Below are 15,623 nucleotides of genomic sequence, written 5' to 3' on the forward strand. Positions count from 1 at the left end.
GCTTCGTTTTTAAGGCCTCTTGCATGTCCGATCCTCGCTATCAGGTCGACGTCAGCGTCGTCACCCGCTATCTGGCAGAACAATCGCAACCCGAGCACGAACGCTTTGCCTTCGCCTACACCATCACCGTGCAGAACAATGGCCAGCTACCGGCCAAGCTGTTGTCGCGGCACTGGGTGATCACCGATGGCGACGGGCATGTCGAGGAGGTTCGCGGTGCGGGCGTCGTCGGCCAGCAGCCGCTGATCGATCCTGGCAAGAGCCACACCTACAGCAGCGGTACGGTCATGACCTCCAAGGTCGGTACCATGCAGGGCACCTACGAAATGATTGCCGACGACGGCAAGCACTTCGACGCCGTCATAGCGCCGTTCCGCTTGGCGGTGCCCGGAGCCCTGCACTGATGGCAACGTACGCCGTCGGAGACCTCCAAGGCTGCCTTGACGCACTGCAATGCCTGCTCAAAAAAGTTGCCTTCGACCCGATTCATGACCGGCTATGGCTGGTCGGCGATCTGGTCAACCGTGGCCCGCAGTCGCTGCAAACCCTGCGCTTCCTCTACGGCATGCGCGAGTCACTGGTGTGCGTACTGGGCAACCACGACCTGCATTTGCTGGCAGCCGGGAGGAACATCGAGCGCCTGAAAAAAGGCGACACCCTGCGTGAAATCATCGATGCGCCCGATTGCGCAGACCTGCTGGACTGGTTACGCCAGCAAAAGCTCATGCATTACGACGAACAGCGCAACATGGCGCTGGTGCATGCGGGTATCCCGCCACAATGGTCGCTGCGCAAAGCCTTGAAATGTGCCGCCGAAGTCGAGACCGCCTTGCGCGACGACAACCTGTTGCCACCCTTTCTCGACGGCATGTACGGCAATGAACCAGCGAAATGGGATAGCGAACTCAAAGGCGTCACGCGCCTGCGAGTGATCACCAACTATTTCACCCGCATGCGTTTCTGCACGGCCGAAGGCAAGCTTGACCTCAAGAGCAAGGAAGGCCTGGACTCGGCACCACCGGGCTACAAGCCCTGGTTCCAGCACAAAGAACGCAAGACCAAAGGTTTGAAGATCATCTTCGGCCATTGGGCAGCGCTGGAGGGCAAAGTTCTGGAGCCGGGCATCTCGGCCCTCGACACAGGCTGCGTCTGGGGCGGCGCCCTGACCCTGATGAACGTCGACACCGGCGAGCGCCTGTCCTGCAAATGCGACGCGCACGGCCATGTCGCCGCTGCGCCCATCACTCCCACACTCACCGCATCATCGTCAGTCAGCATTCAGCGCTAGGCTGCGCTTTCAGCCGAGCCACAGGAGCCCGCCATGAGCGAATTCAAACGTATCCCCCCAGAGCAGGCACAAGCCCTGCGCGAACAAGGCGCTGTAGTGGTCGACGTCCGCGACCCCGCTACTTTTGCCGCGCTGCACATCGTAGGTTCCAGGCACCTGGATAATCACTCCCTGCACGCTTTCATCCAGGGCGCCGACCTCGATGCACCGACGGTGGTTGTGTGTTACCACGGCAATTCCAGCCAAGGCGCGGCCGCTTATCTGATCAGCCAGGGCTTCTCAGATGTCTACAGCATGGATGGCGGTTTTGAGCTGTGGCGTACGACTTATCCTGCGGAAACCGCGCAAGGCACCTCGGAATAATTTTTTTGTAACGTGTAAGCCCCAGCCACTGTGGGCTAGCGCCGTGGCAGACGAACGGTCTGCCACAACTAATTACGTATCTCGCCTTTACCTCCCGAATTCCCAACTATCCTTAAGCCCAGGCCATCCAAAACAGGGGAGAGCCGGTACACCGGCGCGCGGGTCATCGGGAGTAGCTTTCGGAGTCGTCAGCTCTGAAAGAGTTCTGGGGGGTAAACAGCGACCGCCTGTTCGGTTGCTGCCAGCATCGACTGAGTGATCCGGCGTCGGCTCCACGTATCGAGCGAGGTGACGTCATGAGTATCTTTAGCCACTTCCAACAACGCTTCGAGTCCACACGCCAGGAAGAACTCTCGCTGCAAGAGTATCTTGAGCTGTGCAAACAGGACCGCAGTGCCTACGTTTCCGCCGCCGAGCGTCTTTTGCTGGCCATCGGAGAACCGGAACTGCTGGACACCTCGACCAACTCGAGGCTGTCGCGAATCTTTTCCAACAAGGTGATCCGTCGCTACCCGGCCTTTGAAGACTTCCACGGGATGGAAGAATGCATCGACCAGATCGTGTCGTATTTCCGCCATGCCGCTCAGGGCCTGGAAGAGAAGAAACAGATTCTTTACTTGCTCGGCCCCGTCGGTGGCGGTAAATCGTCCCTGGCCGAGAAGCTCAAACAGCTGATCGAAAAAGTGCCCTTCTACGCGATCAAGGGCTCGCCGGTCTTCGAGTCACCCCTGGGTCTGTTCAACGCTACAGAAGATGGTGCGATCCTCGAGGAGGACTTTGGTATTCCACGGCGCTACCTCAATACCATCATGTCGCCATGGGCCACCAAGCGCCTGGCTGAATTTGGTGGCGACATCAGCCAGTTCCGTGTAGTGAAACTCTACCCGTCGATCCTCAACCAGATCGCCGTGGCCAAGACCGAACCTGGGGACGAGAACAACCAGGACATCTCGGCACTGGTGGGCAAGGTCGATATCCGTAAACTGGAAGAATTCCCGCAGAACGACGCCGACGCCTACAGCTACTCGGGGGCCCTGTGCCGGGCCAACCAGGGCCTGATGGAATTCGTCGAAATGTTCAAGGCGCCGATCAAGGTGCTGCACCCATTGCTGACCGCCACCCAGGAAGGTAACTACAACAGTACCGAAGGCCTGGGCGCGATTCCGTTTACCGGGATCCTGCTCGCCCACTCCAACGAATCGGAATGGCACACCTTCCGCAACAACAAGAACAACGAAGCCTTCATCGACCGGATCTACATCGTCAAAGTGCCTTACTGCCTGCGCGTCAGCGACGAAGTGAAAATCTACGACAAGCTGCTGTTCAATAGCTCGCTGGCCAAAGCCCACTGCGCACCTGACACCCTGAAAATGCTCGCCCAGTTCACGGTGCTCTCGCGCCTCAAAGAGCCGGAAAACTCGAACATCTACTCGAAGATGCGGGTGTACGACGGCGAAAACCTCAAGGACACCGATCCGAAGGCCAAGTCGATCCAGGAATATCGTGACAATGCAGGCGTCGATGAAGGGATGAACGGCCTCTCGACCCGCTTCGCGTTCAAGATCCTGTCCAAGGTCTTCAACTTCGATCCGCACGAGATCGCCGCCAACCCGGTGCATCTGCTCTATGTGCTGGAACAACAGATCGAGCAGGAACAGTTCCAGGCCGAAACACGCGAACGTTATCTGCGGTTCCTCAAGGAATACCTGGCCCCGCGTTACATCGAATTCATCGGCAAGGAGATCCAGACCGCCTACCTCGAGTCCTACAGCGAGTATGGGCAGAACATCTTCGATCGTTATGTGCTGTATGCGGATTTCTGGATTCAGGATCAGGAGTATCGCGACCCGGAAACCGGCGAGATCCTCAACCGTGTAGCGCTGAACGAAGAGTTGGAGAAAATCGAAAAACCGGCAGGCATCAGCAATCCGAAGGATTTCCGCAACGAAATCGTCAACTTTGTCCTGCGTGCCCGTGCCAATAACAACGGCAAGAATCCGACCTGGCTCAGCTACGAAAAACTGCGGGTGGTCATCGAGAAGAAAATGTTCTCCAACACCGAAGACCTGCTGCCAGTCATCAGTTTTAATGCCAAGGCCAGCAAAGAGGACCAGCAGAAACACAACGACTTCGTTACACGAATGGTCGAGCGTGGATACACCGACAAACAGGTACGGCTGCTATCCGAGTGGTATCTGCGGGTGAGAAAGTCCCAGTAAGGGAGCTGCAGGCGGCAAACGACGAACCCTCCACAGATACGCGGTGTTTGCGTATTTGTGGCCATATGTCGCGCGCCGCTTGTTTCTGAAGCTTCTGTCTTGCAGCTTGAAGCTTATGACTCGAAGCTCCCCGGAGGGCCTATGAGCTATGTGATCGACCGGCGTCTCAATGGCAAGAACAAGAGCACGGTGAACCGCCAGCGGTTTTTACGGCGCTACCGTGACCACATCAAGAAAGCCGTCGAAGAGGCGGTGAGCCGGCGTTCCATTACCGATATGGAACACGGCGAGCAGATCAGCATCCCTGGTCGCGATATCGATGAGCCAGTGCTTCACCACGGCCGTGGTGGCAAGCAGACCGTCGTGCACCCGGGCAACAAGGAGTTCACCAGCGGCGAGCACATTGCCCGTCCACCGGGCGGTGGCGGCGGTAGAGGGCCCGGCAAGGCCGGCAATTCCGGTGAGGGCATGGACGAATTCGTCTTCCAGATCACTCAGGAAGAATTCCTCGAATTCATGTTCGAGGACCTGGAGCTGCCCAACCTGGTCAAGCGCAACCTGACCGGTACCGACACCTTCAAGACCGTCCGCGCGGGCATCAGCAACGAAGGCAATCCGTCGCGGATCAACATCATCCGCACCCTGCGCTCGGCCCATGCACGGCGTATTGCCCTGTCTGGCAGCAGCCGGGCCAAATTGCGCGAAGCCAAGGAAGAGTTACTGCGGCTGAAGCGGGATGAACCGGACAACTTCGGCGATATTCAGGAAATAGAGGCAGAAATCGAAAAACTCAGTGCGCGCATCCATCGCGTGCCCTTCCTGGACACTTTCGACCTCAAGTACAACTTGCTGATCAAGCAGCCCAACCCCAGTTCGAAGGCGGTCATGTTCTGCCTGATGGACGTTTCAGGCTCCATGACCCAGGCGACCAAGGACATCGCCAAGCGCTTTTTCATCTTGCTGTATCTGTTCCTGAAACGTAACTACGACAAGATCGACGTGGTGTTCATTCGCCACCACACCAGCGCACGGGAAGTGGACGAAGAAGAGTTTTTCTATTCTCGCGAAACCGGCGGCACCATCGTTTCCAGCGCCCTGAAGCTCATGCAGGAGATCATGCAGGAACGGTATCCGAGCAATGAGTGGAACATCTATGCGGCACAGGCCTCCGACGGGGACAACTGGAACGACGATTCACCGATCTGCCGCGACATCCTGATCAATCAGATCATGCCGTTCGTGCAGTACTACACTTATGTCGAGATTACCCCTCGGGAGCACCAGGCCCTGTGGTTCGAATACGAACGCATTGCCGAAGCCTTCTCTGACACTTTTGCCCAGCAGCAACTGGTCTCGGCCGGAGATATCTATCCGGTCTTCCGTGAACTCTTCCAGCGCAGGTTAGTGACATGACCGCCAAAGAGCAGAAGCGCCAACCCATTTCCACCGGCTCCGAGTGGACGTTCGAGCTGATCCAGGCCTATGACCGCGAAATCAGTCGTATCGCCGCTCGCTACGCACTCGATACCTATCCCAACCAGATAGAAGTGATCACCGCCGAACAGATGATGGATGCGTATGCATCAGTGGGCATGCCGCTGGGCTATCACCATTGGTCCTACGGCAAGCACTTCCTCAGCACCGAGAAATCCTACAGCCGCGGCCAGATGGGGCTGGCCTACGAGATCGTGATCAACTCCGACCCGTGCATCGCGTACCTGATGGAAGAAAACACCATCTGCATGCAGGCACTCGTGGTAGCGCATGCCTGCTATGGCCACAACAGCTTCTTCAAGGGCAACTACCTGTTCCGCACCTGGACCGACGCCAGTTCGATCATCGATTACCTGGTGTTTGCCAAGCAGTACATCATGCAGTGCGAAGAGCGGCATGGCATCGACGCGGTCGAGGACCTGCTGGATTCCTGCCATGCGCTGATGAACTACGGGGTCGACCGCTACAAGCGCCCCTACCCTATTTCAGCCGAGGAAGAACGCCGCCGTCAGAAGGATCGCGAAGAGCATCTGCAGAAGCAGATCAACGACCTGTGGCGCACCATTCCCAAAGGCGCGGACAAATACAGCGAGAAGGATAATGCGCGCTTCCCCGCCGAACCTCAGGAAAACATCCTGTACTTCATCGAAAAACATGCACCGTTGCTGGAGCCCTGGCAGCGCGAGATCGTGCGCATCGTGCGCAAGATCGCCCAGTATTTTTACCCGCAACGCCAGACCCAGGTCATGAACGAAGGCTGGGCTACGTTCTGGCATTACACGCTGATGAACGATCTTTACGATGAAGGCCTCGTCACTGATGGTTTCATGATGGAGTTCCTGACTTCTCACACCAGCGTGGTCATGCAACCGGGGTTCGACAGCCCGTACTACAGTGGCATCAATCCTTACGCCCTGGGCTTTGCGATGTACCGCGACATCCGCCGCATGTGCGAAAGCCCCACCGAGGAGGACTACCGCTGGTTTCCAGACATTGCCGGTACGGACTGGCTTTCGAGCATCAAATTCGCCATGAGCAGCTTCAAGGACGAGAGTTTCATCCTGCAGTACCTGTCACCCAAAGTGATACGTGACCTGAAGTTGTTCAGCATTCTCGACGATGATCAGAAAGACGATCTGCTGGTCCCGGCCATTCACGACGAAGGCGGTTACCGCACCATCCGGGAGACCCTGGCGGCGCAGTACAACCTCGGCAATCGTGAACCCAACGTGCAGATCTACAGCATCGATCGGCGCGGTGACCGCTCCCTGACCCTGCGCCATCAGCAGCACGATCGTAAACCGCTGGGAGAGTCGACCGACGAGGTTCTCAAACATCTTCACAGGCTGTGGGGCTTCGATATTCATCTGGAAACCCTGCAAGGGGACCAGGTGATGAAAACCCAACATGTGCCTCCCAAAGGCGAACACGCTGAAGGTGATTACGGCCGGCTGGACCTGGCTGTCATTCATCTTTGAATCCGTTTGTGCCTCCGGTGGTTCGACGCAAAGGTTATTCTGTCGAGCTAACGGAGGTTTTTTATGCAGATTTATAAAGTCGGCGGTGCAGTGCGCGATCGCCTGCTGGGTATTCCGGTCACCGATATCGATTGGGTAGTGGTAGGCGCCACCACCGAAGAAATGCTCGCCAAGGGTTTCCGGCCCGTGGGCGCAGACTTTCCGGTGTTCCTGCATCCCAAAAGCGGCGAAGAATATGCCCTCGCCCGCACCGAGCGCAAAAGCGGGCGCGGCTACGGTGGTTTCACCTTCCATGCCAGCCCTGAAGTCACCCTCGAAGAAGACCTGATCCGCCGCGACCTGACGATCAACGCCATGGCCGAGGACGATCAGCAGAATCTGACCGACCCCTACCACGGCCAGCAGGACCTGGAAGACCGCCTTCTGCGCCATGTTTCACCTGCGTTCGCCGAAGATCCGCTCAGGGTACTGCGCGTTGCCCGCTTTGCAGCTCGCTACGCCGGGCTCGGGTTTACGGTGGCTCCGCAAACGCTGGAATTGATGCGCCAGCTCGCGGATTCCGGTGAGTTGCAGGCGTTGACGGCTGAGCGCAGCTGGAAGGAAATCTCCCGCGCACTGATGGAAGACCAGCCGCAAATATTTATCGAGGTGTTGCGCGAATGTGGCGCGCTCAAGGTGTTGATGCCTGAAGTCGACGCCCTGTTCGGGGTACCGCAACCGGAAGCCCATCACCCGGAAATCGACACCGGGGTGCATACCTTGAGCGTGTTGCAGCAGTGTGCCCTGCACAAGCACCCCCTGACCGTGCGCTGGGCCTGCCTGCTGCACGATCTGGGCAAAGGGCTAACCCCCACGGAAGAATGGCCGCGTCATATCGCCCACGAGCACACGGGGCTGAAGCTGATCAAGGCGGTCAACGAACGCTTCAAGGCACCGAAGGACTGTCAGGAACTGGCGTTGCTGGTGGGCCAATACCATACTCATGGCCACCGCGCGCTGGAGCTGAAGCCCTCGACCTTGCTGGAGCTGTTGCAGAGTTTCGATGTGTACCGCCGGCCACAGCGGTTCGAGGAGTTTATTGCGGCGTGCGAGATGGATGCGCGCGGGCGCAAGGGGCTGGAGCAGCGAAGTTATCCGCAGGCGGACTACCTGCGCGGGGCGGCAGCGGCAGCCCGCGGTGTGGCGGTTCAGCCGCTGCTGGAGCAGGGATTCAAAGGGCCTGAGCTGGGAGAAGCGATCAAGCGTGAGCGGCTCAAGGCTTTGAAGGCTTACAAAGAGACTGCGTCGATCTGATTGACGCCATCGCGGGCAAGCCCGCTCCCACAGGAATTTGCAGCGTACCTGTGGGAGCGGGCTTGCCCGCGATGGCGCCATAACTGTCACAACAAATCTAAAGGCGTCAGTTGCTCTCCGCGCCACTCAAACGCCACCGGGGCCAACACCTGATCAATCTGAGCTTCACTCCACAAGGTCGCAAAGCTTTTGCCTACACCCGGATGTACCCGGTCCGGGGCAATCAGCGACAACGGCCACAACACAAAGGCATTTTTAAGGATTTCTGCCCTCGGCAGCACCAGGCCATCGAAGTTGCCCACCAGCTCACCGAACAGCAACACGTCGATATCCAGGGGCAAACCTCGTCGATCTGGCGCATAACGACCATTATCCGCCTCGATGAACTTGAGCCGACGGTCCAGCTCGATTAACGGCAGATCAGTCCAGGCCGATACCACGAAATTGAAAAACGGCCCGCTCTTGATGCCCACCGGCTGGCTTTCGAACACCGCCGAGCAGCGTATATCCACCAGAAAACCCGCAAGGGCTTCCAGGCCCGCCTGCAGATGGGCTTCGCGCTCGATATTGCTACCGAGCCCGAGATAAACCTGGGTCAGCGACATCCGCGCTCGATCTCCACACCCACACCCCCGGTCGCCGCCGGGACAGCACCTGGCTTGGTCAGTTTGAGCCGCACCCAGGTGATCTCGAATTCGCTCATCAGGACTTCCACCAGACGCTCGGCAAAAGTCTCGACCAGTTGGTACTGCGCCTGCTCGGCAAAAGCCTGGATGCGCGCTGAAACGCTGGCGTAATCGAGTGCCAGGGTCAGGTCGTCTCCCGCAGCAGCCGGGCGGTTATCCCAGGCAAAACTCAGATCCAGGCGCAAGCACTGCCGGATGCCTCGCTCCCAGTCGTAGGCACCAATGACGGTGTCGACTTCCAGGCCCTCGATAAACACTCTGTCCAAGCACTTTTCTCCGCTGCACGACAAGGGCGCAATGCGCCGTTAGAATCAGGGCGTCCTCGCCCGGAATAGTTAGCATGTTTTGGTTACTGGCGACTCTCGCCTACCTGCTCGGCTCGCTGTCCTTTGCCATCTTGCTCAGCCGCCTGACCGGCAACCCCGATCCGCGAATGAGTGGCTCGGGCAATGCCGGCGCCACCAACATGTTGCGTCTGGCCGGCAAGAAACTGGCGGTCCTGACCTTGATCGGAGACCTCTGCAAAGGCCTGGTGCCCGTGCTCATCGCGGGCGTCGCCGGCCTTTCACTGCAGGAGCAAGCCTGGATCGGCGTCTGCGCCGTGATCGGCCATCTGTTCCCGTTGTACTTCCGGTTTCGCGGCGGCAAGGGTGTCGCCACCGCTGCCGGGATGCTGCTGGGGCTTTACCCCCCAGCGGCATTACTGGCCGTTTGCGCCTGGCTGCTGACGTTCTACCTGACCCGCACCAGCTCGCTGGCCGCGTTGATTGCCACCCCTCTGACCCTGCCACTGCTGGCGTGGCAAGAGCCCGCTGCCCTGCTACCGATGAGCGCGCTTACCGGCCTGATCGTCTGGCGTCACCGTGGCAATCTACGCGACCTGTTTGCCGGGCGCGAACGGCATTTCTAATCCAGCCGTTGAGCGCCGTGCATCGCAGGCGGCTCAAAGCGCCGACAACTGTTCCATCGGCCAGCGGGCCTGCACACTGATCGCCAGGCTTTCATGCTGGCCAGCCTGCAAACGCTGACAACCGGCAAACGCGATCATCGCACCGTTGTCAGTGCAGAATTCCGGACGCGCATAAAACACATCGCCTTGCATTTCGCCGAGCATTTTTTCCAGCGAGGTGCGCAGTGCCTTGTTGGCGCTGACGCCCCCAGCGATCACCAGGCGCTTCATGCCGGCCTGTTTCAGGGCCCGCTTGCACTTGATGGTCAAAGTCTCCACCACGGCCTGCTGGAACGCCAGCGAGATGTCGCAACGGGCTTGATCACCGTCGTCCCCGGCGCTCACGCACTGCTGCCAGGTGTTCAACGCGAAGGTTTTCAAGCCGCTGAAGCTGAAGGCCAGGCCCGGGCGGTCGCACATTGGCCGCGGAAAGGTGAAACGTCCGGCGACGCCCTGCTCGGCCAGACGCGAAATTTCAGGGCCACCCGGATAATTGAGCCCCATCATCTTCGCGGTCTTGTCGAAAGCTTCACCGGCAGCATCGTCGAGGGTCTCGCCCAAGAGGGTGTATTGGCCGATCCCGTCGACCTGGACCAGCTGCGTATGACCGCCCGACACCAACAAAGCGACGAACGGGAATTGCGGCGGTTGCGACTCCAGCATGGGCGCCAGCAAGTGACCTTCCATGTGATGTACGCCGAGCGCCGGAATACCCCAGGCAAAGGCCAGCGCCTGGGCACAAGACGCCCCCACCAGCAACGCGCCGACAAGCCCGGGACCTGCGGTGTAGGCGATCGCATCGATCTCGGTAGGCACGCAGTCGGCCTCGGCCAGCACCTGGCGAATCAAGGGCAGCATGCGCTTGACGTGGTCACGCGAGGCCAGCTCCGGGACCACACCGCCATAGGCGCGATGCAGGTCTATCTGGCTGAACAGCGCGTCGGCGAGCAGACCGCGCTCACTGTCGTATAATGCGACACCTGTTTCGTCGCAAGAAGTCTCTAATCCCAGTACTAGCATGGGTTTGCGCCTTGTTTAGGCTGAATTCGAAGGCGCGCATAATAGTCGCCACGCGATGCCCCGACCAGCGGTTTTCGATCAGAGGCTTTGCATTCCGAGCGATGAGGGGTTAACATCCGCAACCCTTAAAAACCGACGTCTTCAAGTGCTCTTTTGCCACGAGGATGTTGACCCCGGTAATGAATGAAGGTAGCTCTGGATGCCAGCCGTCAAAGTAAAAGAGAACGAACCCTTCGACGTAGCTCTGCGTCGTTTCAAGCGCTCCTGCGAAAAAGCCGGTGTACTGGCTGAAGTTCGTAGCCGCGAATTCTACGAGAAGCCTACTTCTGAGCGTAAACGTAAAGCAGCAGCCGCTGTTAAGCGTCACGCCAAGAAAGTACAGCGCGAACAGCGCCGCGCCGTTCGTCTGTACTAATACACAGACGTTCGTAGCAAGCTTCTGCCAAGCCCGGCCCTCAGCCGGGCTTATGGCATTTGCGGAAAACGCTTGATGCTTCACCGTCAAAGCCGCAGACGCGACCTAGACAAAATCCGCTTCACAGCGTCAGACCTGGCTCTTTTGCCAGCGGTGCACGTCTTTTCTGACGAGCCTTCCAAGGCTACTGACGAGCACACCCACTGATTCCTCTCACGACGATCAGCCCAAGGCACCCTCTTGCGTGCCAGCTTATGAGCTATCCGAGGCCACCGACTGGCGGTAGCGGATTTCAGCGCAATATTTTCAAATGATCGAATACTGATGGGCACTAACGTCAGTTGATTTTCGACAGATACACTTCCCTATGGCGATTACGCAAACGACAGGTTCGAGCCGCCTTAACACGCGCCTCAAGCAACGGACCGCGCTCGCTCGCCGCAGGTTTTGGATCCATTCAGCGCAGATGACGAGAACGCCATGGCCGGGCTAATTCCCCAGAGCTTCATTGACGACCTTCTGAACCGCACCGACATCGTCGATGTGGTGAGCTCGCGCCTGCAAATGAAAAAAGCCGGCAAGAACTACACTGCCTGCTGCCCGTTCCACAAAGAAAAAACCCCGTCTTTCAGTGTCAGCCCCGACAAGCAATTCTACTATTGCTTCGGCTGCGGTGCTGGCGGTAACGCCCTCGGCTTCATGATGGACCACGACAACCTGGATTTCGTCCAGGCCGTCGAAGAGCTCGCCAAAGCCGCAGGCATGGAAATCCCCAGGGAAGAAAGTGGCCGGCCGCACAAACCGCGACAGCCCACCGACTCCCCGCTATATCCCCTGCTGACTGCCGCCGCCGAATTTTATCGTCAGGCGCTCAAGAGCCATCCGTCGCGCAAGGCCGCCGTGGATTACCTGAAGGGGCGCGGCCTGACCGGCGAAATAGCCCGGGACTTTGGCCTTGGTTTCGCTCCGCCTGGCTGGGACAACCTGTTCAAGCATTTGAGCAGCGACACCTTGCAGCAGAAAGCCATGGTCGATGCCGGCCTGCTGATCGAGAACGCCGAAACCGGCAAACGCTATGACCGCTTCCGCGATCGCGTAATGTTCCCGATCCGCGACAGCCGTGGCCGCATTATTGCCTTTGGCGGCAGGGTGCTGGGCGACGACAAGCCCAAATACCTGAACTCGCCGGAAACCCCGGTGTTTCACAAAGGCCAGGAACTCTACGGCCTCTACGAAGCACGCAAGAACAACCGCAATCTCGATGAAATCATCGTGGTTGAAGGCTACATGGACGTCATCGCCCTGGCGCAGCAAGGCCTGCGCAACGCCGTGGCAACGCTGGGCACAGCCACCAGCGAAGAACACTTGAAGCGACTGTTTCGCGTCGTGCCCAACGTGCTGTTCTGCTTTGACGGCGATCAGGCCGGCCGCAATGCCGCCTGGCGCGCGCTCGAAGCGACGCTGCCGTGCCTGCAGGACGGGCGGCGTGCGCGGTTCCTGTTCCTGCCCGAAGGCGAGGACCCGGATACCCTGGTCCGCTCGGAGGGCACCGATGCCTTCCGCGCAAGGATCAACCAGCACGCACAACCGCTGGCCGACTATTTTTTCCAGCAGTTGACTGAAGAATCGGATCCGCGCTCGCTCGAAGGCAAGGCCCATATGGCCACGCTGGCCGCGCCGCTGATCGACAAGGTGCCCGGCGCCAACCTGCGCATCCTGATGCGCCAGCGCCTGAGTGAAATCACCGGACTGACTGGCGAAGCCGTCAGCCAGCTGGTGCAAAGCGCTCCACAAGATGCGCCGCCGGCCTACGATCCAGGCATCGACTATGACGCCATGCCCGACTACAGCGACTACCATCAGCCGCAATCACCCGACATGTACACGCCGCAGCAGGAGTGGACGCCGAAGAAACCCGGCGCCGGCGGCAAGAAGTGGGACAAGAAGCCCTGGGACAAGAATGGCAAGCGTGGCGGTGATCGCGATCAGCAGAGCGCACCACGCACGCCGATCGCTGTCGAAGCCCCTACACTGATTGCACTGCGCACGCTGATTCATCATCCGCAGCTGGCCGGCAAGGTGGAAACCGCCGACCATTTCGCCAATGAAAGCAATACCTACGCACAACTGCTGGTCGCCCTTATCGAGGCGGTGCAGAAAAATCCTAAGCTAAACTCTATCCAGTTGATGGCCCGCTGGCACGGCACCGAACAGGGTCGCCTGCTCAAGGCTTTGGCGGAAAAGGAGTGGCTGATTGACGGCGACAACCTTGAACAACAGTTTTTAGACACCATTACTAGGTTATCAGCAGGTCAACACACAGACAGCCTGGAAGTTCTGATCAGGAAAGCAAGGCAGCCAGGATTGACTGCCGAGGAGGCAAATCAGATCGCAAATCAGATGCGCGACCTATTAAAACGCAATGTGGCTGTATCAAACCCGACCTCAACTGGCGCGTGAGGTCATAGCTCAGGTATAATCCTCGGCTTGTTTTTTGCCCGCCAAGACCTTCAGTGGATAGGGTGTTATGTCCGGAAAAGCGCAACAGCAGTCTCGTATCAAAGAGTTGATCACACTTGGTCGTGAGCAGGGCTACCTGACTTACGCGGAGGTCAACGACCACCTGCCGGAGGATATTTCAGATCCGGAACAGGTGGAAGACATCATCCGCATGATCAACGACATGGGGATCAACGTATTCGAGGTTGCGCCAGATAAGGATTCCCTTATGCTGGCCGACGCCGATACCGACGAAGCTGCGGCCGAAGAGGCAGCAGCAGCGTTGGCAGCGGTCGAGACCGACATTGGTCGCACCACCGACCCAGTGCGCATGTACATGCGTGAAATGGGTACGGTAGAGCTCCTCACTCGTGAAGGCGAAATTGAAATCGCCAAGCGTATTGAAGAGGGCATCCGCGAAGTGATGGGCGCAATCGCGCACTTCCCTGGCACGGTTGACCATATTCTCTCCGAGTACACTCGCGTCACCACCGAAGGTGGCCGCCTGTCCGACGTCCTGAGCGGTTATATCGACCCGGACGACGGTATTGCGCCGCCTGCTGCAGAAGTGCCGCCGCCAGTCGATCCGAAAGCCGTGAAAGCGGATGACGACACCGATGACGACGACGCCGAAGCAACTGACGACGAAGAAGAAGCCGAAAGCGGTCCGGATCCGGTCATCGCAGCACAGCGTTTTGGCGCTGTCTCCGACCAGATGGAAGTCACCCGCAAGGCCCTGAAAAAGCACGGTCGTGGCAACAAGCTGGCGATTGCCGAGCTGGTGCTTCTGGCTGAGCTGTTCATGCCGATCAAACTGGTGCCGAAGCAATTCGAAGGCCTGGTCGAGCGTGTTCGCAGTGCCCTGGATCGTCTGCGTCAGCAAGAGCGGGCGATCATGCAACTGTGCGTTCGTGATGCCCGTATGCCGCGTGCCGACTTCCTGCGCCAGTTCCCAGGCAATGAAGTTGACGAAAGCTGGACCGATGCACTGGCCAAAGGCAAAAGCAAATACGCTGAAGCCATTGGTCGCCTGCAGCCGGACATCATTCGTTGCCAGCAGAAGCTGATCGCGCTGCAAACCGAAACCGGTTTGACGATTGCCGAAATCAAGGACATCAACCGTCGCATGTCGATCGGTGAGGCCAAGGCCCGCCGCGCGAAGAAAGAGATGGTTGAAGCGAACTTGCGTCTGGTGATCTCCATCGCCAAGAAGTACACCAACCGTGGCCTGCAATTCCTTGATCTGATCCAGGAAGGCAACATCGGCTTGATGAAGGCGGTGGACAAGTTCGAATACCGTCGCGGCTACAAATTCTCGACTTATGCCACCTGGTGGATCCGTCAGGCGATCACTCGCTCGATCGCCGACCAGGCCCGCACCATCCGTATTCCGGTGCACATGATCGAGACGATCAACAAGCTCAACCGTATTTCCCGGCAGATGTTGCAGGAAATGGGTCGCGAACCGACCCCGGAAGAGCTGGGCGAACGCATGGAAATGCCTGAGGACAAGATCCGCAAGGTATTGAAGATCGCTAAAGAGCCGATCTCCATGGAAACCCCGATCGGTGATGACGAAGACTCCCACCTGGGTGACTTCATCGAAGACTCGACCATGCAGTCGCCAATCGATGTAGCCACTGTTGAGAGCCTTAAAGAAGCGACTCGCGAAGTACTATCCGGCCTCACTGCCCGTGAAGCCAAGGTACTGCGCATGCGCTTCGGTATCGACATGAATACCGACCACACCCTCGAGGAGGTTGGTAAGCAGTTCGACGTAACCCGTGAACGGATTCGTCAGATCGAAGCCAAGGCGCTGCGCAAGCTGCGCCACCCGACGAGAAGCGAGCATCTGCGCTCCTTCCTCGACGAGTGATCACAAAACCCCCGGCCCAGGCCGGGGGTTTTGCTTTATGCAG

General features: G+C 58.5%; 14 protein-coding genes. 11 read left to right on the forward strand and 3 right to left on the reverse strand.

All coding sequences use genetic code 11. From position 1 onward, the window contains the following. Positions 1-23: 23 nt before the first annotated feature. From apaG to HYI44_RS19265, 7 genes are all read left to right on the forward strand, one after another. Positions 24-404, forward strand: coding sequence for a Co2+/Mg2+ efflux protein ApaG (gene apaG, locus HYI44_RS19235; protein WP_045059968.1), 381 nt, complete (start codon positions 24-26; stop codon positions 402-404). Continuing rightward, the gene (locus HYI44_RS19240; protein ID WP_225570212.1) at positions 404-1,288 is read left to right on the forward strand and encodes a symmetrical bis(5'-nucleosyl)-tetraphosphatase; all 885 of its coding nucleotides are present in this window, start codon (positions 404-406) and stop codon (positions 1,286-1,288) included. Before apaG ends, HYI44_RS19240 begins: the two co-directional genes overlap by 1 nt. A 33-nt stretch (positions 1,289-1,321) precedes the next feature. Then, positions 1,322-1,651: a thiosulfate sulfurtransferase GlpE gene (gene glpE / locus HYI44_RS19245; RefSeq protein ID WP_225570213.1), complete on the forward strand. Its 330-nt coding sequence runs from the start codon at positions 1,322-1,324 to the stop codon at positions 1,649-1,651. A gap of 296 nt (positions 1,652-1,947) precedes the next feature. Next, positions 1,948-3,870 carry a PrkA family serine protein kinase gene (locus HYI44_RS19250; protein ID WP_045059965.1) on the forward strand — a complete coding sequence of 641 codons (1,923 nt, stop codon included), beginning with the start codon at positions 1,948-1,950 and terminating at the stop codon, positions 3,868-3,870. Between the two features lie 141 nt (positions 3,871-4,011). Then, the gene (locus tag HYI44_RS19255; protein WP_045059964.1) at positions 4,012-5,283 is read left to right on the forward strand and encodes a YeaH/YhbH family protein; all 1,272 of its coding nucleotides are present in this window, start codon (positions 4,012-4,014) and stop codon (positions 5,281-5,283) included. Then, positions 5,280-6,842 (forward strand): SpoVR family protein, encoded by a 1,563-nt coding sequence (locus HYI44_RS19260; protein ID WP_225570214.1) that lies wholly within the window; start codon positions 5,280-5,282, stop codon positions 6,840-6,842. The genes HYI44_RS19255 and HYI44_RS19260 overlap by 4 nt, the downstream gene beginning before the upstream one ends. Positions 6,843-6,905: 63 nt before the next feature. Further along, on the forward strand, positions 6,906-8,135 hold the full coding sequence (locus HYI44_RS19265; RefSeq protein ID WP_122841252.1) for a multifunctional CCA addition/repair protein: 1,230 nt from the start codon (positions 6,906-6,908) through the stop codon (positions 8,133-8,135). A gap of 86 nt (positions 8,136-8,221) precedes the next feature. Here the strand turns inward: HYI44_RS19265 and folK are convergent, their stop codons facing one another. Both folK and folB read right to left on the reverse strand, forming a co-directional pair. Next, the gene (gene folK, locus HYI44_RS19270; protein WP_225570215.1) at positions 8,222-8,740 is read right to left on the reverse strand and encodes a 2-amino-4-hydroxy-6-hydroxymethyldihydropteridine diphosphokinase; all 519 of its coding nucleotides are present in this window, start codon (positions 8,738-8,740) and stop codon (positions 8,222-8,224) included. Further along, entirely contained in the window at positions 8,731-9,087 is a 357-nt protein-coding gene (folB, locus tag HYI44_RS19275) for a dihydroneopterin aldolase (RefSeq protein ID WP_045059960.1), read from the reverse strand. Before folB ends, folK begins: the two co-directional genes overlap by 10 nt. Before the next feature lie 74 nt (positions 9,088-9,161). Here folB and plsY point away from each other — a divergent pair, with 74 nt between their 5' ends. Beyond that, complete coding sequence (gene plsY / locus HYI44_RS19280) at positions 9,162-9,731, forward strand: glycerol-3-phosphate 1-O-acyltransferase PlsY (RefSeq protein ID WP_045059959.1); 570 nt, start codon at positions 9,162-9,164, stop codon at positions 9,729-9,731. Between the two features lie 33 nt (positions 9,732-9,764). Here the strand turns inward: plsY and tsaD are convergent, their stop codons facing one another. Beyond that, positions 9,765-10,790 carry a tRNA (adenosine(37)-N6)-threonylcarbamoyltransferase complex transferase subunit TsaD gene (gene tsaD / locus HYI44_RS19285; protein WP_045059958.1) on the reverse strand — a complete coding sequence of 342 codons (1,026 nt, stop codon included), beginning with the start codon at positions 10,788-10,790 and terminating at the stop codon, positions 9,765-9,767. Positions 10,791-10,989: 199 nt separating this feature from the next. On the opposite strand from tsaD, the gene rpsU reads away from it, so the two are divergent. From rpsU to rpoD, 3 genes are all read left to right on the forward strand, one after another. Next, on the forward strand, positions 10,990-11,205 hold the full coding sequence (gene rpsU / locus HYI44_RS19290; RefSeq protein WP_002551877.1) for a 30S ribosomal protein S21: 216 nt from the start codon (positions 10,990-10,992) through the stop codon (positions 11,203-11,205). A 480-nt stretch (positions 11,206-11,685) separates the two neighbouring features. After that, positions 11,686-13,665, forward strand: coding sequence for a DNA primase (dnaG, locus tag HYI44_RS19295; RefSeq protein ID WP_122841250.1), 1,980 nt, complete (start codon positions 11,686-11,688; stop codon positions 13,663-13,665). Positions 13,666-13,732: 67 nt separating this feature from the next. Next, on the forward strand, positions 13,733-15,580 hold the full coding sequence (rpoD, locus tag HYI44_RS19300; protein WP_045059956.1) for an RNA polymerase sigma factor RpoD: 1,848 nt from the start codon (positions 13,733-13,735) through the stop codon (positions 15,578-15,580). Positions 15,581-15,623: the final 43 nt, after the last annotated feature.

This window comes from Pseudomonas sp. Y24-6 (assembly GCF_020295325.1).
GTDB classification, from domain to species: Bacteria; Pseudomonadota; Gammaproteobacteria; order Pseudomonadales; family Pseudomonadaceae; genus Aquipseudomonas; species Aquipseudomonas gregormendelii.